We start from the raw sequence: 17,220 nt of genomic DNA, 5'->3' as shown, positions 1-17,220 counted from the left end.
CGGGCCTGGGTGCGGGCGCACTGAGCGCGCTCGGACTCGTCGCGGCCGGAGCCGCGGGCGCACTCGGCGGCCACATCGCCTTCGCCGGGACCATTTCGCCCACAGAGCCACCGCTGCCAGGACAGCACGCTGGCGAGCTCAGCTGACGACGGACTTCACGGGACTGACTGCGCGAGGTTTCGCCAACGCCCCTTCGCGGTACCCCACCCCCATGTCCCCCAGCCTCCCCACCCCGCGAGGTCCGATTTCGTGCGCGCTCCTCTCGGCGTTGTCCACGGGTCCGGCCGGCTCACTGACGAAGGAACCCGAGCTCCGGCATGCCGATCCCCTCGGCGGGGATCTGCAGCTCTCGCTCGCGATCTGCTACGAGCTGCACTACCGCGGTTTCGACGGCGTCGACGCCGAGTGGGAGTGGGATCCTGCCCTGCTCGCGGTCCGTGGGCGGATGGAACGCAGATTCCTCACCCGACTTCGCGCCGACGTCGACGGTGGCACGGACTCAACCGCGAGCCTCCGTACGGTCTCCGAGGAGCCACCGGACGGGTCGGGAGCCTCGCGATACCTGCTCGAGCACGGTACGTGGGAGCAGATGCGGGAGTACTTCGTCCACCGGTCCATCTATCAACTCAAGGAGGCCGACCCGCATGCATGGGTGATTCCCCGTCTCCAGGGCCGGGCAAAGTGCGCCCTCGTCGCGGTCGAGTTCGACGAGTTCGGCGGCGGGATCCCCGAACGCATGCACAGCCTGCTGTTCGAAGACCTGATGCGCGCGGCCGACCTGGACTGGCGCTACCTGGCCTATCTGGATCAGGTTCCGCCGCTGACCCTGGCGACGGTGAACCTCATGTCGCTGTTCGGGCTGCACCGTGGGCTTCGCGGCGCCCTGGTCGGCCTCTTCGCCGCTGCCGAGACCACCACCCCTCCGAGCGCTCGCCGACTGGTCCAGACCCTCGAGAGACTTCATGCCCCGCCCGAGTGCATCCGCTTCTACGCCGAGCACGTGGAGGCCGACGCCGTGCACGAGCAAGTGCTGCGCCTCGACGTGGTCGGGGGTCTGCTCGACCTCGAGCCGGACCTCGCGGGCGACGTGGTCTTCGGCATCCGGTCGAGTGAGCTGCTCGAGGCGCGTGTCTCCGAGCGCATGATCGACAGCTGGTCACACGGCCGAACTTCCCTGCTTCCCACCGGAAGACCGCTCGTCGAGGACGCTGCCGCCTCCGGTCGATGACCACCGTGGTCGCTCATCCCCCGGAACGGTCGTCGCGGCTGCGTCGGTGGCTGGTGTCGCACAGGGGATAGATTCCACTGCGGCGGCAGATACACACCGCGACGACGAAGCGGTCCGACGTCACGATGCGGCCGTCCGGCAGAGTTATGCGGACCGGTCCGCGAACCAGCACCGGACCTCCCCTGATCCGATGCAGGCACTGCACGTCCGGCGAGTCCCACTCCGGGTACCCGTCGACGCAGTGCGATGCGCCGGGCCGCACGATGCTCGTCATCGGGGACCACCGTCTCCCTTCCGGACCGGCCGCCGGGCCGAGGGGACCGATCGTCGGTCGGTACCGGCTACCCACGGCACCCAGGTTCGAAACCTCGTCCGTCGTCGCCCGGAGGAACGAGTTGTTTCCGGATGCCGGCAAATGGGTAGTACGACGCCATGCGAAATCTGTGGATCGGAATGGTGATCGGAGCCGCCACCGGCGCGGGCATTGGCGCCGTCGTCGACGGGAGTCGACGCGCGCGCAAGGCCGTCGTCGCGGCGGGGCAATCTGTGAGCCAGTCGGTGAAGCAACACACACCGCAACTCGCAGACGCCGCAACCACGCAGTTCGAGACATCAAAGGAGCATGCAATGGGAGCCGTCGACAAGGCCAAGAACAAGGCCGAAGAGCTGGCAGGCAAGGCCAAGGAGAAGATCGGTGAAGTCACCGGCGACACCGACACGGAGGCCGAGGGACGCAAGGACCAGGCGAAGGGAAATCTCAAGCAGGCGGGCGAGAAGGTCAAGGACGCGTTCAAGGACTGACGAACACCGCACCCGGTTCAGTCCGAAGCCAGGTCCTCGCGCAGGCGGCTCAACGTCTTGGACAGGATGCGTGAGACGTGCATCTGGGAGATGCCGAGGCGTTCGGCGATCTGAGTCTGCGTCATGGAGCCGTAGAACCTGAGCACGAGGACGGTCCGCTCTCGCACGGGAAGCCGCGCGAGGGCCGGGCCGACTGCCGCGAGTTCCTCGACCGTCTCCAGCGCGTCGTCCTCCACGCCGAGCGTCTCGACCAACGCGAGTTCGTGCTCCCTGTCTCCGGCCGTGGCGTCGAAGGAGATCGTCCGATAGGCACTGCCCGCGATCAGCCCCTCGGACACCTCCTCGACGCCGATCCCCAACTCGGCGGCGATTTCGCCGGCGGTGGGTGCCCGCCCGAGCCGTTGCGACAGCGTCGCCACCGCCGCCGCGATCCGCAGATGGGTTTCCTTCATCCGGCGGGGCACGCGCACGGCCCACCCGGTGTCGCGGAAGTGGCGGCGGACCTCGCCCATGATGGTCGGCACCGCAAAGGAGACGAAGTCCGATCCGCGGCCGACGTCGAATCGGTTCACCGCGTTGATCAGTCCGAGCCTCGCGACCTGCACCAGGTCGTCGTAGGGCTCGCCCCTGCCGCAGAACCTGCGGGCGATGTGCTCGGCCAGGGGAAGACAGCGGGTGACGATCTCGTCGTGCGCGGCCCGGCCGTCGCCCGGGGTCAGCTCGGCGGCACGCTCGAAGAGGCCGACCACGTCGGCGTAGTCATCCGTCGCAGCGCGCGTCTGCCGGTCGCGTTCGGCATCGCCGACCTGCACTATGCGCCGCCCTTGACCTTGGTGAGCTCGACGGTGGTGCGGTACCCCGCGGTCGAGGTGTCCAGTGGCTCCCGGTCCACCGCGATCGAATCGGTCAGCGTGCGCAGCACATGCCAGCCGAAACCCTGCCGGTCAGGAGCCTCGGCGGTGCGGGTGCTCGTCGAGATCGCCACCCACAACACCTTGCCGCCCAGCTGGAATCGGCACACCAGCTCCGCTCCGTCGACCGCGTCGCCGATCAGTTCCGAGCAGATCTGGTCCACCGCGAGCTTGACGTCTGAGATCTCGTCGAGATTGAACTCGTTGAGCAGGGTGATGGTCTCCGCCATCGCACGTAGCACCGGCAACTGCGTCAACTCGGCAGCAACCCGCAGTTCGACGGGTGCGCGGAGTTCCGCGGCACCGGTCTCCGACCTCTGGGTCTCTGGCATGGACGCTCCATCGAGTGGTCGATCGTGGATCCTCAACCTACCCAGGTCCCCGTTCGCCCGGTCAGTAGTAGTGGCGCCGACCACCGACCGCACGCCCGGACGCACCGAGCAGCATCAGGATCAGCCCGACCACGAGCACGACGATCCCGATGGTCCACAGAATCGGGATCGCGAACACGAACCCGACAATCAACAAGATGACTCCGAGAATGATCACGACGGGCTCCAATCGCCTCGCGGGGTTGCACCTCGGTAGAAGTACCCGGTCCGGCACCACCGCAAACCCCTCGAACCGGGCGCCTGACGTGGGCCGGCCGACTTCGCCGACCCGCCCCTCAGACTCCGACCTTCCCGCTCCCGTCGGTACAGGCCAGTGCTGACCGAAGCGTGCGGTGACAGGAGAAGAGCGGTCGGATGCCGGTGACGACCAGGACATGGTCGAGGGCCGGCGACCCCGATACCAGGGCGAATCGGAGGCGCAGCCGATACGCACGCCGCCCGGCATCGACCAGCCTGGTCGCCGCTCCGATACTGACGAAATCTGCCTCGGCGAGGTCGATGACGACCCCGCGACAGCAGGTCGAGAAGGCGTCGTCGAGTACCCGCCCGAAGTCGTCGATGCTCGACGCGTCGAGATCCCCGCGAACGGTGACCACCGCCGTGTGGCACCGTCCGCCGGGATCCGGCGGACGATCGGCGCGCGGACCCGTGAATCGGCGCTGCAGGGTGGTGGCGGTCATGACAAACCTCCCGAGGCAAGGGTGAAGTTGCAGTCCGCTCCATCCGATGCCCCCACAAGGCGATGCCCACAGAGAGGATCAAACCCTGAATGTGCAAGGGGGGCATTGAAATCCGGCCATGTCGTGACTCGCGCGAACATAGTTCGGCTGTGCTCTCAACCAACTCCTGTCTAGCACGGCCAGACCGGTCTGTACACCGCCGTTTCCGAGTACCCTGGGCGCCGTGACTGGGCTGGCCGAACCCACGCGGCCCGAGCCGACCGGTGCACGAAAGCGCATCCTCGACACGGCCTACCGCCTGTTCTCCAGGCGGGGAATTCGGGATGTCGGCATCAACGAGATCATCGCGACCTCCGGCGTCGCCAAGGCAACGCTCTACCAGCATTTCCACACCAAGAACGCGCTGGTCCTGGCCTTTCTCGAGCAGCGCGAGTCGACCTGGACGTTCGCGCTCGTCGACGCGCAGTCCCGTGCCCGGGGAGAAACCCCGGAACAGCAACTCCTCGCGATCTTCGACGTCTTCGACGACCTGTTCGCCGACCGCGCCCGATTCGACGGTTGCTCCTTCATCACGGTGTTGCTCGAGATGGGTCCCGACAGCGTCGCCGGGCAGGCCTGCATCGGTCACCTCGAGACCATCCGCGGAGTCGTGCGCGAGCGGGCCGAGCGGGCCGGACTGAGCAACCCGGACGGCTTCGCACGCTCGTGGCACATCCTCATGAAGGGGTCGATCATCTCCGCCGTCGAGGGCGACACGGAGGCCGCACGGCGGGCCAAGTCGATGGCGCGCGCGCTGATCGAACAGCATCGGGCCACCGGCGAGGGGGCAGCGCCGGTTTCCCGGTGACCGAGAGTGGGTAGAACCACCTGAGCGAGGCCAGAACCCTCGCTGTCACCCGAACGGCCGCGACGCGGAGGTGCCGTGAAGAATGTCGAAGTAGGAGCGCGACTCGCTCGGCCGACCGACGAGGCCCTGCTCGGCGTTCCGTCCCAGGTCGACCTCTCGTCGCGACGAGCGCGGGACTTCGGCACCGTCGTTCGCGCGCCCGGGGTCTACCGCCCGCAGGAGGACACGCGCCTGCTCGCCGCCGTGCTGGCTCGGATCACCCCGCTGGACGGCTGTGACGTACTCGACTACTGCACCGGGAGCGGGGCCCTCGCCCTGGTCGCCGCGAGGCTCGGGGCTGCCCGGGTGACGGCGGTGGACGTATCGGTTCGAGCGACCGCGTCGGCGTGGGTGAACGCGCGGATCCGTCGCCTCCCGGTCCGCGTCCGGCGCGGCGGATTGTCCGCCGCCGTGTCCGGCGGTCCCTACGACCTGGTGCTTGCCAATCCCCCCTACGTTCCCTGCCCGGCGGGACACGGTCGCCGTTCCGACGGAGGATGCCGGCGGTGGGATGCCGGCGCCGACGGCCGGGCCGTGCTCGACCCGCTCTGCGAACACACCGCAGAACTCCTGCGCCCCGGCGGACGCGTCCTCATCGTCCAGTCCGAGTTCGCGAACTCGGAGACGACCCTGTCGCAGCTGCGCGGCGCCGGCCTGTCCGCACGGGTGCTCACCCGGGTGCGCATTCCCTTCGGTCCCGTGTTGCGCGGTCGCGCAGAGTATCTGACTTCTCACGGGCTCGCCGCAGCCGGTCAGTCCTTCGAGGAGTTGGTCGTCGTGCGGGGTGACAAGCCCCGGTAGCCGGCGCCCGCGGGGTCCGGTGCGCTCACGGTGCCGGACCCCACGGTCCTCGCGGGTCCGGTCAGCGGCCGAGCACGCCCGGGTCGGTGACGTTGGCGAGGCGGACCTGCCCACGGGCGACCAGCTTGTCGGCCTCGTCCTGGACCGTGACCTGCCACAGCTGCTGCGTCCGGCCGCGGTGGATCGGCGTCGCCTCGGCGTAGAGGGTGCCGCTGCGGCTGGCGCGCAGGAAGTCGGTGTTGTTGTTGACACCGACGACGTGGCCGCGCTCGCCGAGCCAGATGCTGCCGCCGATGCTGGCCAGGGTCTCCACGACGGCACAGTGCACGCCGCCGTTCATTAGGCCTGCGGGCTGGTACAGCTCGGGGCGCACGGTCCAGGTGGCCCGCACCCGGTCCGCGGTCAGCTCCTGGTACTCGAGGCCGAGCAGCTCACCGAAACCCTTGTTCAGGTGTGGCGTCGCCTCCGCCGGGTCCAACGACGTCAACTCGGTGATTGCGGGGTTCTCGCTCATGTGCTGCTCCATCGTCTCCGGGGCCACGGCTCTTCGGCGGCCGCACTCCTCACCCGTCAGTGCTACACGAGGGGCCGGCACCGATGCCGACAGGCCCCGCACCGTGTGCGGTGCGGGGCCTGTCGTGGAATGGACCGGGAGTCTCTGCAGCCCCAGGACGTCGGCGCGGTCCGGTTGTTCGTGTTCGAGATAGACAGTAGGTCAGGCTTACCTAATGCGCAAGACCCTGGGCCGTCGGCTCGGGCGCGCGCACGCCGCGCGGCAGCTGCCGGTTCGCACGCATCCGGACCGACAGACCCGCCGACTCGAACGCGTCGAGCAGGCCCTGACCGCGACGCATCGCGACCGACTCGCCGACGCCGCCGAGCGCGGGCACCATCGTCGCCGCGCCGAGCACCGCCTCGCCGACCAGCGCCCAGGCCCGGGCGCGGTCGGTCGGCACCACCTCGTCGAGGGCGTCGAAGACGGCAGTGAGCGCCTGACGGCACCGGCACGCGGTCCACACCAGCAGCGCCTCCTCACACGGCAGGGTCACCGCGGACGGCGTCCCCGCCCAGCGGTCGCCCGGCAGCACCCGCAGCACCGGGTCCACCACGCCGGCCCAGTCGACGCCACCGTCGCTGTCCAGATGCAGCCACAGATTGTCCAGGTGGGCGTCCCAGGCCCGGCCCTCGAGCATCACCAGCGCGGCCACCCGGCCGACCACGGCATGGATCAGCGCGGTCGTCACCGCCACGCCCGCCGCCTCCCGACTGCCGAGCTCCTCAGCGGCGCGGTCGACCATCACGTCCAGTCGGTCCTGGCGCATCCCCTGCCGCAGCGACCACCAGCGGCGACGGGGCTGCTCCGCCATCAGCGCGACCGCGTACACCCGCGGATAGTCGCGGTAGATCGCCCGCAGTCGGGCCGAGGACTGCTCGAGCGCCGCGCCGATGTCGAGCGCGGTGTCGGGACAGTCCGGCAACTCGGCAGGCAACACTCCCGCCTGCCCGGCCCGGCCCCACTGTCCGTCCGTCGCGGGGGCTCCAGTCACGGCGATGTCGAACACTGCACACTCCTCGGTCGTCGGAAGATGGAACGTCAACGAAGGTTAGCCTAACCACAAAAGGCCCCCGGGCGGGAACCGGGTGGATCCCGGGACGTAGGGTTCCGTAACCTAATTACTTTGAAAGCTCGCGTATCGCCCGTCAGGAGTCCTCCGACCGTGACCCTCAGCCCCGCACCCGATGCGGCGACCACGCGTACACACCGCTCCGAGAACTACGGAACGACCGACGTCCCGCACGGACCCGCGCCCCTCGGACGCCGACTCGCCGCCGCCACCGTCGACCTCGCGATCATTGCGGTGCCGTTGCTGATCGGCTGGGCCATCGTCGGCTCGCTGAGCGACGGCAACGGCGGCGGCCAGATGGACCGCCTGGTGTTCGGCGGCGTCGCCGCGGCCGTCGCCCTCGGCCTGCTGGTCTTCAACCACGGCGTCCGCGAGGGCCGCACCGGCCAGAGCGTCGGCAAGGGCTGGCTCGGACTGGTCGCCCGCGACGCCGCCACCGGTCACCCGCTCGGCACCCGGCGGGCCCTGCTCCCCCGCAGCGGTGCCGAGGTGGTGTGGGCCCGGACCGCCGCCGCGGAGGGCTTCACCCCGACCCCGGCCGACTCCTCGCTCGCGGCGATCCGCCGCCGCCGCCTGCTCGGCCTGGCCGCGCTGATACTCCTGCTCGCGGCCGCCGCCGCGGCTAGCATCGCCGTCGGCGCCCGCCCGATGGACTTCGCGGACATCTTCCACGCGCTGTTCACCCCGACCGGCCTGGACACCGACCTGGTGGTGCGCACGCTCCGGGTGCCCCGGACCGCGCTGGCCCTGACGGTCGGCGTCGCGCTCGGTGTCGCAGGCGCACTGATCCAGGGCCACACCCGCAACCCGCTCGCGGACGCCGGCCTGCTCGGCCTCAACAACGGCGCGGCGTTCTTCGTGGTGCTCTCGATCTACCTGTTCGGGCTTGCCGGTCCCAGCCAGTACCTGTGGTTCGCGTTCGCCGGCGCCCTGGTCGCCAGCGTGATCGTGTTCGGCATCTCGTCGATCGGCAACGGCCGCTCCAGCCCGCTGAGCCTGGCGCTCGCCGGCGCCGCGGTCGCGATGTTCCTCGGCGCGATGACCCAGGCGGTGATCACCCTCGACCAGACCAGCCTCGACGGCTACCGGTTCTGGGTGGTCGGGTCGGTCGCCGGACGCGGACCCGAGGTGCTCTGGCAGGTGCTGCCGTTCATCGTCCTGGGTGTCCTGATCGCGCTGGCCAGCACCCCGAGCCTGAACGTGCTCAGCCTCGGCGACGAGGTGGCCCGCGGGCTCGGCACCAACATCGTGCTCAGCCGCACCGTCGGCATCGTCGCGATCACCCTGCTCACCGGCGCCGCCACCGCGGCCTGCGGCCCGATCGCGTTCGTCGGCCTGGTGGTGCCGCACGTCGCTCGCGTGATCACCGGCCCCGACTACCGCTGGCTGGTCCCCTACGCCGGGCTGCTGGGCGGGATCATGGTGCTGCTCGCGGACGTCATCGGCCGGGTCGTGGTGCGGCCCGGCGAACTGCAGGTGGGCATCGTCCTCGCGCTGATGGGCGCCCCGTTCTTCGTCGCGCTGGTCCGGCGCAGGAAGCTGGTCTCGCTGTGAGCCTGACCTACATCGACGTCCCCGGCGACGCGACCCCGACCACGCCCGCCCCGGACACCGTGCCCTCCCGCCCGGCGTTCCGGGTCGGCCGGGTGTCCCTGGTCCGGCGCACCACGATGACCGTCGCCACCCTCGGACTGCTCGCGCTGGCGTTCCTGCTGATGTGCGTGAACATCGGTCGCGGCGACTTCAGCATCCCGATCCCGACCGTCGCGGAGATCCTCTTCGGCGGCGGCACCCGCATCGAGCGGTTCATCGTGATGGACGTGCGACTGCCGCGGGCACTGACCGCACTGCTCACCGGCGTCGCGCTGGGCATCTCCGGCGCGATCACCCAGTCGATCCTGCGCAACCCGCTGGCCAGCCCGGACCTGCTGGGCATCACCGCCGGGGCGAGCGCCGCCGCGGTCACCCTGATCGTGGTCGCAGGCGGCGGCAGCTTCGTCGGCGCCCTCGCGGTCCTCGGCGTCCCGCTGGCCGCGCTGGTCGGCGGCATCGTGACGGCGGTGGTGATCTACGCGCTGTCCTGGCGCGGCGGCGTGCAGGGCTACCGGGTGGTGCTGATCGGCATCGGGTTCAACGCCGCGCTGATCGCCGCCATCCAGTGGCTGCTGATCTCCGCGGACATCAACGACGTGGCGCGGGCGCAGGTGTGGCTCAACGGCTCGCTCAACGGCAGCGACTGGTCGCAGGTGTGGCCGGTCGCGATCGGCGTCGGCGTGGTCGGCACCGCGGCGCTGATCTCCTCGTTCACGCTCGGCGCGCTGCGCCTCGGCGACGACAACGCCCGGGTGCTCGGCGTCCGGCTGCAGGCCGGCCAGGGCGCGCTGCTGCTCGCCGCGGTTGCGTTGGCCGCCATCGCGACCGCCGCGGTCGGGCCGATCGGCTTCGTCGCGTTGGCCGCACCCCAGCTGGCGATGCGGCTGCTGCGCACCGCGGGCCCGCCGATCCTGGCGTCCGGTCTGGTCGGCGCGGTCCTGGTCGTCGGCAGCGACGTCATCGCCCGCACGATCCTGCCCGTCGAGCTGCCCGTCGGCATCGTCACCTCCGCGCTCGGCGGCCCGTTCCTTCTCTACCTGCTGGTCCGCACCAACCGAAAGGTGTCCGCATGAGCGAGCACGCCGCGCCCACCGCCCCCCGGCTGGTCGCCGAGAACCTGACCGTCGGATACGGCGACCGGGTGATCGTCGACGGACTGGACCTCGAGATCCCGGCAGGCGTGGTCACGACGGTGATCGGGCCCAACGGCTGCGGCAAGTCCACCCTGCTGCGCACCCTGGGCCGGCTGCTCAAGCCCAAGTCCGGTCGGGTGCTGCTCGACGGCAAGGCGATCTCCAGCCTCAAGACCAAGGACGTGGCCCGGACCCTCGGCATGCTGCCGCAGGCCCCCGTCGCCCCAGAGGGGCTGACGGTCGCCGACCTGGTCGCGCGCGGGCGGCACCCGCACCAGTCGTGGCTGCGGCAGTGGTCGTCCGACGACGAGACCGAGGTCGCGCGGGCGCTGGCCCTGACCGGGGTCTCCGAGCTCGCGGACCGGCCCGTGGACCAGCTCTCCGGCGGGCAGCGGCAACGCGCGTGGATCTCGATGTCGCTCGCGCAGGGCACCGACATCCTGCTGCTCGACGAGCCGACCACCTACCTCGACCTGGCGCACTCGATCGAGGTGCTGGACCTGGTGGACCGCCTGCACGAGGAGATGGGCCGGACGGTGGTGATGGTCCTGCACGACCTGAACCTCGCCGCCCGCTACAGCGACCACCTGATCGTGATGAAGGAGGGCGCGATCGTCGCGTCCGGCACCCCGAGCGAGGTGATCTCCCCGGAACTGCTGCTCGACGTGTTCGATCTCGACGCCCGGGTGATCGAGGACCCCGTCGCGGACCGGCCGCTGATCGTCCCCGTCGGGACCAGGCACGTGTACGGCACGGTCGGCGGGTCCGCGGCGGCACCGGCCGTGGCAGCGTCCGTCTCGGACTGACCGCGAACGACGCCAGACGGCCTGAGCCACGAGATCAGGCGTCGTGACCGGCCTCGAGGTCGCGGACGTCCGCGAACGTGATCATCGCGGGTGGATCGGTCCGAACCTGACCGGCGGTGGGTTGCAGAACGAAGCCGACGTGATCGCCGAACGGAAGGCGGTCGAGGATGCGGCCGATGAACCAGGCGGGGGCGGCATCGAGAATCGGAACGCCCGACTCGTCGGCGTGCCACGCGCAGTGCGTGAACTTGTCGGTCTGGTCCCCGGTGTGTTCGCCGAACAGTCGGGCCAGCTCGGGGTCAACGCCTGAAAGTAGATGCACTGCAAGATGCTCGGCCCGCTCGGCGACACGAAACGTGTGGTTGCGCGTGGACAACGCCACCAGAAAACGCCGGGGATCGATGCTGACCTGCGAGGTGAACCCGACCAGACAACCCGCCATTTCCCCGCCCGCAGAGGCGGTAACGACAAACATCGGGTAGTCGAGCATCCCGGCCACCGAATCAAAGGCCACGTCACCGCTGGAACCGGAAGGATTCACCCCCTGATTGTCACCCATCGGGTCCACCTTGACCACGCCGTCCCACGCGGATCTGCCAACTGATCTGCCTGACGCTCAGAGGATGTTCTTGACGACCCTGCCGTCCTTGACGATGACGGCGAGATTCCGGTCGGGGTCACCGAGCACCGTCAGGTCCTCGACGGGGTTTCCCTCGACGAGCAGCACGTCGGCCCAGGCGCCGTCGGCGATCACACCCAGGTCGGCGTCCCGGTAGGGGTCACGTTCGCCGGCCAGGCGGAACAGCGCCGCGTTGCCCGAGGTCACCATCTTCAGGGACTCGACGTTGCTGTAGAAGTCGCCGAGCCGCGTCACCATCTCGCTCTGCCGGGCCGCGAACTGCGGCTCCAGCAGCAGGTCGGTGCCGAACGCCACGTTCACGCCGTGACTGCGGGCCCAGCCGTAGACCTGGTCCACCCCGCCGCAGATCTGCCGGTTCTTCTCGCTGCGATCCGGGTCCGGGTAGTGGTGGTCGGCCTCGGCGAACGGCTGCATCGACAGCCAGACACCCCGCTCGGCCAGCATCGCGACGGTCTCCTCGTCGGCGAGGTGACCGTGCTCGATCGACCGGACCCCGGCCTCCACCGCCCGCCGGATCCCCGCGACGTTGTAGACGTGCGCGGCCGTGTACGTGCCGTAGTCCTCGGCCGCGGCCGTCGCGGCGCGCAGCTCGGCGGGCGTGAACTGCAGGGTGTAGAGCGGGTCGTACATGGACGCAGCCCCGCCGCCGACCATCAGCTTGATCTGGGACGCGCCCTTCTTGAGCTGTTCCCGGACGGCGGCGAGCATCCGTTCCGGCCCGTCGGCCACCCGCATGAAGCCGATCGTCTCGGCGCGGGACTCGTTGCCACCCAGCGCGGTCGGCGCGTCGTACACGAAACCGAAGTCACCGTGACCTCCGGTCTGCGAGACGGCGGCCTGGCTCGGGTAAATGCGCGGGCCGGGAAAGTCTCCCCGGTCGATGGCTTTCTTCAGCCCGGCGGTGTCGCCGGCCATGTCGCGGACGGTGGTGAAGCCGCGCAACAGCATCCGGCCGGCCTCGGCCAGGGTGTTCGCCGCGAGCATGCTCTGCGATTCGCTCAGCAGGTCGACAAAGGTGTTGGCGTTGCCCACCAGGTGTACGTGGGCGTCGCTCATGCCGGGCATCAGGAATCTCCCGCCGCCGTCGATCACGGTGGTTCGCCAACCCGGCGCGTCCCCGATCGGAGACGTAGAAACCGCGGAGATTCTCCGGCCCTCGATCAGCACGTCGCCGTCGGTCAGGGTATCCCGCACTCCGTCGAACACCCGGACATTTCGAAGGAGTAGCCGCTCGTCCGCCATGGGGTTGTCGGGCATGGGAACAACCATAGCGACGGAGCACCTCCCGCGGCCGCGGTCCGAGGTTTTCGGTCCTACCCACGCCCGATCACGGTGCGCACCAACCGGAGACCCTGACCCAGCGAGACGTCCGGCAGGTACGCCCGGCCGATCGCGTTCCCGATGCTCGGCAGCGCCGCCGGGTCCGGGAAGGTCATGTACATCGGCACGTACTCCGGCTGGAACTTCGACTTGAACGCGAGCAGGGACCGGAACCCGTAGACCGGCTCCAGCGTCCGCCCGAGCACGTCGAGCACCCGGTCCATCACCGCGCCGAACACCGAACGCTCCCAGCGCTCCTCGTCGTCGTCCCCGGTCTCGTCGATGTCGTCCGCGTCGGCCGCCTCGACCTTCGCCAGCGGCGCCCCCGACAGGCTGACGAACTCCGCGCCCTCCTCCGCCAGCAGCAGCGCCGCCGAGGCGATCAGGAACTCCATCGCAGGCCGGAAGCCCTCGGTGCGCCTGCGCATGAAGTCCAGCGTCCAGCCGACCACCTCGCCGTCGCGGTACACCGGCATCCACGAGGTGACCCCGTGCACGGTGCGGTCGTCGTCGACGGCGATCAGGCAGCGCACCTGCGGGTCGTCGAGCTGATCGGTGCCGCCGAGGGTGAAGCCCATCTCCGGCATTCCCTTGTCGGCCACCCACTCCTCGGAGATCGCGTTGATCTGGTCGGTCAGCGCGAGCGGGGCGTGCGGGAACTCGATCCACTCGGCGCGGATGCCCGACTTCTTCGCGCGGTTGAGTGCGGTGCGGACGTCCTGGAACCGCTTGCCGGTGAAGGCCAGCCCGTCCAGGCGCAGCACCGTCTCCTCGGCGACCTGGAACCCGCCCCAGCCGAGCGCGTCGGTGACCGCGCGCAGTTCCCCGGTCACCGAGTAGAAGCACGGCGTCCAGCCGTTGGCGGAGGCGAACTCGGCGAACTCGGTGACGTGCGCGCGCACCGTCTCCGGCGGTCCGACGGGGTCGCCGGTGGTCAGGGCGACGCCGCCGATCACCCGGTAGGCGACGTAGCCGGTGCCGTCGGGGCTGAACCAGTACCGGTTGCCGGCCCAGGTGGTCATCCACGACAGCGCGCTGCCGCCGCTGGCCGTCAGCAGCCTGCGAGCCCGGTCGGTGTCGTCGGTCGCGGCGCGGTCCGCGGCGAGGAAGGTCGCGGCCACGGCGACGCACAGCACCAGCCAGAACACCACCCCGGTCCACTCGTACAGCGCGGTGGTGACGCGACTGTCCGGCAGGAACTGCGGGTCGAGCCACTGCAGGTACACCGGCGGGACCAGCCGCTGCGGGAAGTCCGCGAGCAGCGCCGCCGCCGTCGGCTCCCGGTCGAACTGACCACGCACCAGGTAGCCGACGGCCAGGTACCCGGAGCCGAGCCCGAGGACGGTGCCCAGCACCACCGCGGCGCAGCGGCGATAGGTGCCCGCGGGGGCGGCGACGTCGAAGAATCGCCGGGTGGCCAGCAGCACCAGCAGGACGGCCAGCGGGGTGAGGAACGGCGCCAACGTCCGGTAGAGGTTCGGCGAGTGCAGCCCGTAGAACAGCGACTGCGTCCCGTCCAGGCCGAGGTAGCGGACGGCGAAGTTGGCGAGCGAGAGCCCCAGCAGCAGCACCTGCGCCACCACGGCGGCCCACCACGCGAACCGTCGGCCGCGGCGCAGGCCGTCGGCGAGCACCAGCAGCAGCACCGACGGCATGAGCATCAGCACCGTCGGACCGACCCCGCCGAGGCGCAGCGCCAGCAGCCCCCTGCGGCAGTCCTCGGCGCCGCGGGACTGCGCACAGATCTCCCGGACCTCCGCCGGCGAGACGCCCGCCCCGCGGAACAGGTCCCGCAGCACCGCCAGCGGCCCGACCGCGTTCGGGGACAACGCGGCCAGTGCCGGTCCGATCGCGGCGGCGGCGACCACCAGCGCCACCAGCACCCGGCCCTCACGGCGACTGCCGGCCAGGTGCTCCCCGCGCGCGGACCGCCCGACGATCGACGGTCCGAGCAGAAGGCCCGCCACCGCCGAAGCCAGCACCACCAGGTCCTGGAGGTGCCCGCTGAACAGCGCCAGGGTGAGCAACAGCGCGAGCACACCGACCCGGATCCGGCGCCGCCACAGCGTGTCCATCGCCGAGCTGGCCACCATCGCCGCGCCCACCACCCAGGTGGTCGGGCTCACCGCGACGCCGATGTGCAGCCGGAAGCCCCACCCCCAGTCCAGCTCCCGCACCAGCACCGCCGCCATCAGCGCCGCCGTCGTGCCGAGCAGCTGGGTGGCCGCGGCCGCCACCGCGAACCGCCGCGACCCGATCCGGTGTTCCACGGGCGCGGCCACGAACACCACCAGCAGCGTTGCCACCAGGTAGCCGACCAGGCCGCCCGCCCACAGCCCTGAAGTCAGCACCACCCACAGCCGGCCGTGCTCGACCGGCACCACGCCCGCCGCGAAGTGCCGCTCGACGAACTTCGACGGCCCAGACAGGACGCTCGACGTGGCGAGGCCGAGCACCCAGATCACCACGAGCAGGCCCAGGCTCACCGGCGCGCCGGACGCCCCGGACCGAGCCAGGTCGACCAGTCGCCGGGTCTGCCGGCCGACCTCGGACGCCGCCGCGGTCATGCCGTCAGCCCCAGCCGCTGGGCGAGCCAGCCGAGTTCACCCTCGAGCCCGGCGGACCAGACGGAGAAGCTGTGCCCTCCGGGTAGCTCGACGTATCGCACGTCCATGCCGGCCTTTCCTGCCGCGTCGTACATCTTCTGCTGGCCGGGCTTGAAGTCCCGGTCGTCCTTGCCCACCACGAACACCCCCGCGGAGCCCGGGTACCGCCGGCCCGCCATCAGGTCCGCCGGATTCACCGCGACGAACCTCGCCTCGTCGCCGCCGAAAGCGGCGTCGACGGTGCGAGTCCGGTCGCCGAGGGTGGGTTCCTCCTGACCGGACAGGTCGAGGAAGGTCGGGTACCGCTCGGGGTGGTTGGTGGCCATCTGCAGCGCGCAGGTGCCGCCGTAGGACAGCCCGCCGATCGCCCAGGCGCGCGGATCCGCGTCGACCTGCAGGTTGGCGACGACCCAGTCCGGCACGTCCCGAGCGAGGTAGGTCGCGACATTGCCCAGCGCCGAGTCGAGACAGAGCGGGTTGGCGAACTGGGAACCGGTGCCGTCGGCCACCACCACCACCGGCGCGAGACCCCCGTGGGTGGCGGCGAAGGCGTCCATGGTCGAGACCAGCTTGCCCCCGCCGAGCCAGTCCTGCGGCGATCCCGGCTGCCCGGCGAGCAGCACCAGCACCGGCAGTTCGGGCCGGGGGTCGGCGAAGTAGGCCGGCGGCAGGTAGACGACGGCGTCGCGGGCCGCGAAACCCGAGGCGGTGCCGGGGATCGCGACCGTGGCGACCCGGCCGCCCGCCGGCAGCTCCGCGGGCGGATGCCACGCCGATTCCAGCGGTGACCCGGTGACCGTGGTGGCGGTGGGGGGCGGCACGTCCGCGAACGCGATCCGGCTGGGGTCGGGCAGGCCCAGCACGTCCCGCACAGTCGGGTACGCGTCGAACACGAGGTTCACCTGGGCCGCGGCGGCGGCGACCACCGCGACGGCGGCCAGGGCCGAGACCAGGCCCCGACGCACCCGCCGGTCGGCGGCCAGCCGGACCCCGAGCAGCAGCACCGCGAACACACCGAGGCCGATCCAGGCGTAGATCCGCGTCTCGATCGGGTCCGGGAAGGGCCGCCACCACTTCTCCACGACCACCCAGCCGACGCCGGTCAGTACCAGTGCGCCGGCGGCGCACAGCGGGACCGCCCGCCGCCGATAGCCGCGGGTGTCGGCGGTCCCCGCGAACAGCAACCACAGCCCGCCCGCGAGGCCGAGCGCCGTCAGCGCCCACGGTATGGGACCGTCGATCAGTGACCAGCGCCACAACCAGTCCACCTGTCGGCCCCCTTTTCGGCGCATGACCTGCAAATAATGGCACCCCACCGCGACCGGCGCCCCGCAACCACCTTTACACCGCAACGACTACGACGGAGGGTAGTACGCACCCGCGTCGGACGGTCCGTAGACTGATCCCATGGCTGGACTTGGCGAACTCGAACGCGCAGTGATGGACCATCTCTGGTCCAGCACCGAACCCCAGACCGTGCGTCAGGTGCACGAGGCCCTCGCCGCCCGGCGCGAACTGGCGTACACGACGATCATGACGGTGCTGCAGCGTCTCGCGAAGAAGAACCTGGTCACCCAGCAGCGCGACGACCGCGCACACCGGTACCTGCCCGTCCACGGCCGCGACGAACTGGTCGCCAGCCTGATGGTCGACGCACTCAAGCAGGCCGACGAGTCCCAGGGCCGCGCCGCGGCGCTGGTGCGCTTCGTCGGACAGGTCAACGCCGACGAGGCCGCCGCGCTGCGGCAGGCCCTTGCCGCTCTCGAGGCCACGGACGCCGCCAAGCGCGCGAGCTAGA

Annotated in this window: 19 protein-coding genes; 8 read left to right on the top strand and 11 right to left on the bottom strand. The window is 70.6% G+C overall.

Annotated elements, in window-relative coordinates; translation table 11 throughout:
• Positions 1–211 precede the first annotated feature (211 nt).
• Entirely contained in the window at positions 212–1,228 is a 1,017-nt protein-coding gene (locus tag ACFO6S_RS11680) for an iron-containing redox enzyme family protein (protein WP_378417087.1), read from the top strand.
• Positions 1,229–1,241: 13 nt separating this feature from the next.
• On the opposite strand, the gene ACFO6S_RS11675 is transcribed toward ACFO6S_RS11680, so the two are convergent.
• On the bottom strand, positions 1,242–1,502 hold the full coding sequence (locus ACFO6S_RS11675; protein WP_378417085.1) for a CDGSH iron-sulfur domain-containing protein: 261 nt from the start codon (positions 1,500–1,502) through the stop codon (positions 1,242–1,244).
• 353 nt (positions 1,503–1,855) lie between these two features.
• Between ACFO6S_RS11675 and ACFO6S_RS11670 the strand changes: the two genes are divergently transcribed.
• The gene (locus tag ACFO6S_RS11670) at positions 1,856–2,029 is read left to right on the top strand and encodes a CsbD family protein (RefSeq protein ID WP_378417667.1); all 174 of its coding nucleotides are present in this window, start codon (positions 1,856–1,858) and stop codon (positions 2,027–2,029) included.
• A gap of 17 nt (positions 2,030–2,046) precedes the next feature.
• Here ACFO6S_RS11670 and ACFO6S_RS11665 read toward each other — a convergent pair whose 3' ends face one another.
• The 4 genes from ACFO6S_RS11665 to ACFO6S_RS11650 all read right to left on the bottom strand — a co-directional run bounded on the left by ACFO6S_RS11665 (position 2,047) and on the right by ACFO6S_RS11650 (position 4,012).
• Positions 2,047–2,841 carry a SigB/SigF/SigG family RNA polymerase sigma factor gene (locus tag ACFO6S_RS11665; RefSeq protein WP_378417083.1) on the bottom strand — a complete coding sequence of 265 codons (795 nt, stop codon included), beginning with the start codon at positions 2,839–2,841 and terminating at the stop codon, positions 2,047–2,049.
• Positions 2,841–3,272, bottom strand: coding sequence for an ATP-binding protein (locus ACFO6S_RS11660; protein ID WP_378417081.1), 432 nt, complete (start codon positions 3,270–3,272; stop codon positions 2,841–2,843). Before ACFO6S_RS11660 ends, ACFO6S_RS11665 begins: the two co-directional genes overlap by 1 nt.
• A gap of 61 nt (positions 3,273–3,333) precedes the next feature.
• On the bottom strand, positions 3,334–3,489 hold the full coding sequence (locus tag ACFO6S_RS11655; RefSeq protein ID WP_378417080.1) for a DUF6131 family protein: 156 nt from the start codon (positions 3,487–3,489) through the stop codon (positions 3,334–3,336).
• A 118-nt stretch (positions 3,490–3,607) separates the two neighbouring features.
• Positions 3,608–4,012 (bottom strand): STAS domain-containing protein, encoded by a 405-nt coding sequence (locus ACFO6S_RS11650; RefSeq protein ID WP_378417079.1) that lies wholly within the window; start codon positions 4,010–4,012, stop codon positions 3,608–3,610.
• A gap of 232 nt (positions 4,013–4,244) precedes the next feature.
• Here ACFO6S_RS11650 and ACFO6S_RS11645 point away from each other — a divergent pair, with 232 nt between their 5' ends.
• Both ACFO6S_RS11645 and ACFO6S_RS11640 read left to right on the top strand, forming a co-directional pair.
• The gene (locus tag ACFO6S_RS11645) at positions 4,245–4,859 is read left to right on the top strand and encodes a TetR/AcrR family transcriptional regulator (protein ID WP_378417665.1); all 615 of its coding nucleotides are present in this window, start codon (positions 4,245–4,247) and stop codon (positions 4,857–4,859) included.
• A 75-nt stretch (positions 4,860–4,934) separates the two neighbouring features.
• The gene (locus ACFO6S_RS11640; RefSeq protein ID WP_378417077.1) at positions 4,935–5,699 is read left to right on the top strand and encodes a HemK2/MTQ2 family protein methyltransferase; all 765 of its coding nucleotides are present in this window, start codon (positions 4,935–4,937) and stop codon (positions 5,697–5,699) included.
• 61 nt (positions 5,700–5,760) lie between these two features.
• On the opposite strand, the gene ACFO6S_RS11635 is transcribed toward ACFO6S_RS11640, so the two are convergent.
• On the bottom strand, positions 5,761–6,213 hold the full coding sequence (locus ACFO6S_RS11635) for a PaaI family thioesterase (protein WP_378417076.1): 453 nt from the start codon (positions 6,211–6,213) through the stop codon (positions 5,761–5,763).
• 211 nt (positions 6,214–6,424) lie between these two features.
• Positions 6,425–7,261: a hypothetical protein gene (locus ACFO6S_RS11630; RefSeq protein ID WP_378417075.1), complete on the bottom strand. Its 837-nt coding sequence runs from the start codon at positions 7,259–7,261 to the stop codon at positions 6,425–6,427.
• A 156-nt stretch (positions 7,262–7,417) separates the two neighbouring features.
• Here ACFO6S_RS11630 and ACFO6S_RS11625 point away from each other — a divergent pair, with 156 nt between their 5' ends.
• From ACFO6S_RS11625 to ACFO6S_RS11615, 3 genes are read left to right on the top strand one after another with little or no spacing between them, the layout of a single operon-like run.
• A complete protein-coding gene (locus tag ACFO6S_RS11625; RefSeq protein ID WP_378417073.1) occupies positions 7,418–8,878 on the top strand; it encodes an iron chelate uptake ABC transporter family permease subunit in 1,461 nt (486 codons plus the stop codon).
• 2 nt (positions 8,879–8,880) lie between these two features.
• Complete coding sequence (locus ACFO6S_RS11620) at positions 8,881–9,990, top strand: FecCD family ABC transporter permease (RefSeq protein ID WP_378417663.1); 1,110 nt, start codon at positions 8,881–8,883, stop codon at positions 9,988–9,990.
• Positions 9,987–10,856, top strand: a complete 870-nt coding sequence (locus ACFO6S_RS11615) for an ABC transporter ATP-binding protein (protein ID WP_378417072.1) — start codon at positions 9,987–9,989, stop codon at positions 10,854–10,856. The genes ACFO6S_RS11620 and ACFO6S_RS11615 overlap by 4 nt, the downstream gene beginning before the upstream one ends.
• Before the next feature lie 34 nt (positions 10,857–10,890).
• Here ACFO6S_RS11615 and ACFO6S_RS11610 read toward each other — a convergent pair whose 3' ends face one another.
• Genes ACFO6S_RS11610 through ACFO6S_RS11595 form a run of 4 tightly spaced genes read right to left on the bottom strand, consistent with a single transcriptional unit; the run spans position 10,891 to position 16,690 of the window.
• On the bottom strand, positions 10,891–11,415 hold the full coding sequence (locus tag ACFO6S_RS11610) for a flavin reductase family protein (RefSeq protein WP_378417070.1): 525 nt from the start codon (positions 11,413–11,415) through the stop codon (positions 10,891–10,893).
• A 57-nt stretch (positions 11,416–11,472) separates the two neighbouring features.
• Positions 11,473–12,753 (bottom strand): metal-dependent hydrolase family protein, encoded by a 1,281-nt coding sequence (locus ACFO6S_RS11605; protein ID WP_378417069.1) that lies wholly within the window; start codon positions 12,751–12,753, stop codon positions 11,473–11,475.
• Between the two features lie 56 nt (positions 12,754–12,809).
• On the bottom strand, positions 12,810–15,383 hold the full coding sequence (locus ACFO6S_RS11600; RefSeq protein ID WP_378417068.1) for a bifunctional lysylphosphatidylglycerol flippase/synthetase MprF: 2,574 nt from the start codon (positions 15,381–15,383) through the stop codon (positions 12,810–12,812).
• Positions 15,380–16,690 carry an alpha/beta hydrolase gene (locus ACFO6S_RS11595; protein ID WP_378417066.1) on the bottom strand — a complete coding sequence of 437 codons (1,311 nt, stop codon included), beginning with the start codon at positions 16,688–16,690 and terminating at the stop codon, positions 15,380–15,382. Before ACFO6S_RS11595 ends, ACFO6S_RS11600 begins: the two co-directional genes overlap by 4 nt.
• Before the next feature lie 139 nt (positions 16,691–16,829).
• On the opposite strand from ACFO6S_RS11595, the gene ACFO6S_RS11590 reads away from it, so the two are divergent.
• Positions 16,830–17,219, top strand: a complete 390-nt coding sequence (locus ACFO6S_RS11590) for a BlaI/MecI/CopY family transcriptional regulator (protein WP_378417065.1) — start codon at positions 16,830–16,832, stop codon at positions 17,217–17,219.
• The last annotated feature ends 1 nt before the right edge of the window (position 17,220 follow it).

It is taken from the genome of Rhodococcus kronopolitis (assembly GCF_042654025.1).
Taxonomy (GTDB): Bacteria; Actinomycetota; Actinomycetes; order Mycobacteriales; family Mycobacteriaceae; genus Rhodococcus_G; species Rhodococcus_G kronopolitis.
This window is presented reverse-complemented; position numbering and strand designations above follow the sequence as displayed.

What these genes read in the sequence shown, in the direction of transcription:
- ACFO6S_RS11590 (WP_378417065.1), top strand. Translation starts at nt 16,830, where the DNA reads ATGGCTGGACTTGGCGAACTCGAACGCGCAGTGATGGACCATCTCTGG.
- ACFO6S_RS11660 (WP_378417081.1), bottom strand. Translation starts at nt 3,272, where the DNA reads ATGCCAGAGACCCAGAGGTCGGAGACCGGTGCCGCGGAACTCCGCGCA.
- ACFO6S_RS11675 (WP_378417085.1), bottom strand. Translation starts at nt 1,502, where the DNA reads ATGACGAGCATCGTGCGGCCCGGCGCATCGCACTGCGTCGACGGGTAC.
- ACFO6S_RS11680 (WP_378417087.1), top strand. Translation starts at nt 212, where the DNA reads ATGTCCCCCAGCCTCCCCACCCCGCGAGGTCCGATTTCGTGCGCGCTC.
- ACFO6S_RS11600 (WP_378417068.1), bottom strand. Translation starts at nt 15,383, where the DNA reads ATGACCGCGGCGGCGTCCGAGGTCGGCCGGCAGACCCGGCGACTGGTC.
- ACFO6S_RS11610 (WP_378417070.1), bottom strand. Translation starts at nt 11,415, where the DNA reads ATGGGTGACAATCAGGGGGTGAATCCTTCCGGTTCCAGCGGTGACGTG.
- ACFO6S_RS11615 (WP_378417072.1), top strand. Translation starts at nt 9,987, where the DNA reads ATGAGCGAGCACGCCGCGCCCACCGCCCCCCGGCTGGTCGCCGAGAAC.
- ACFO6S_RS11670 (WP_378417667.1), top strand. Translation starts at nt 1,856, where the DNA reads ATGGGAGCCGTCGACAAGGCCAAGAACAAGGCCGAAGAGCTGGCAGGC.
- ACFO6S_RS11635 (WP_378417076.1), bottom strand. Translation starts at nt 6,213, where the DNA reads ATGAGCGAGAACCCCGCAATCACCGAGTTGACGTCGTTGGACCCGGCG.
- ACFO6S_RS11605 (WP_378417069.1), bottom strand. Translation starts at nt 12,753, where the DNA reads ATGCCCGACAACCCCATGGCGGACGAGCGGCTACTCCTTCGAAATGTC.
- ACFO6S_RS11650 (WP_378417079.1), bottom strand. Translation starts at nt 4,012, where the DNA reads ATGACCGCCACCACCCTGCAGCGCCGATTCACGGGTCCGCGCGCCGAT.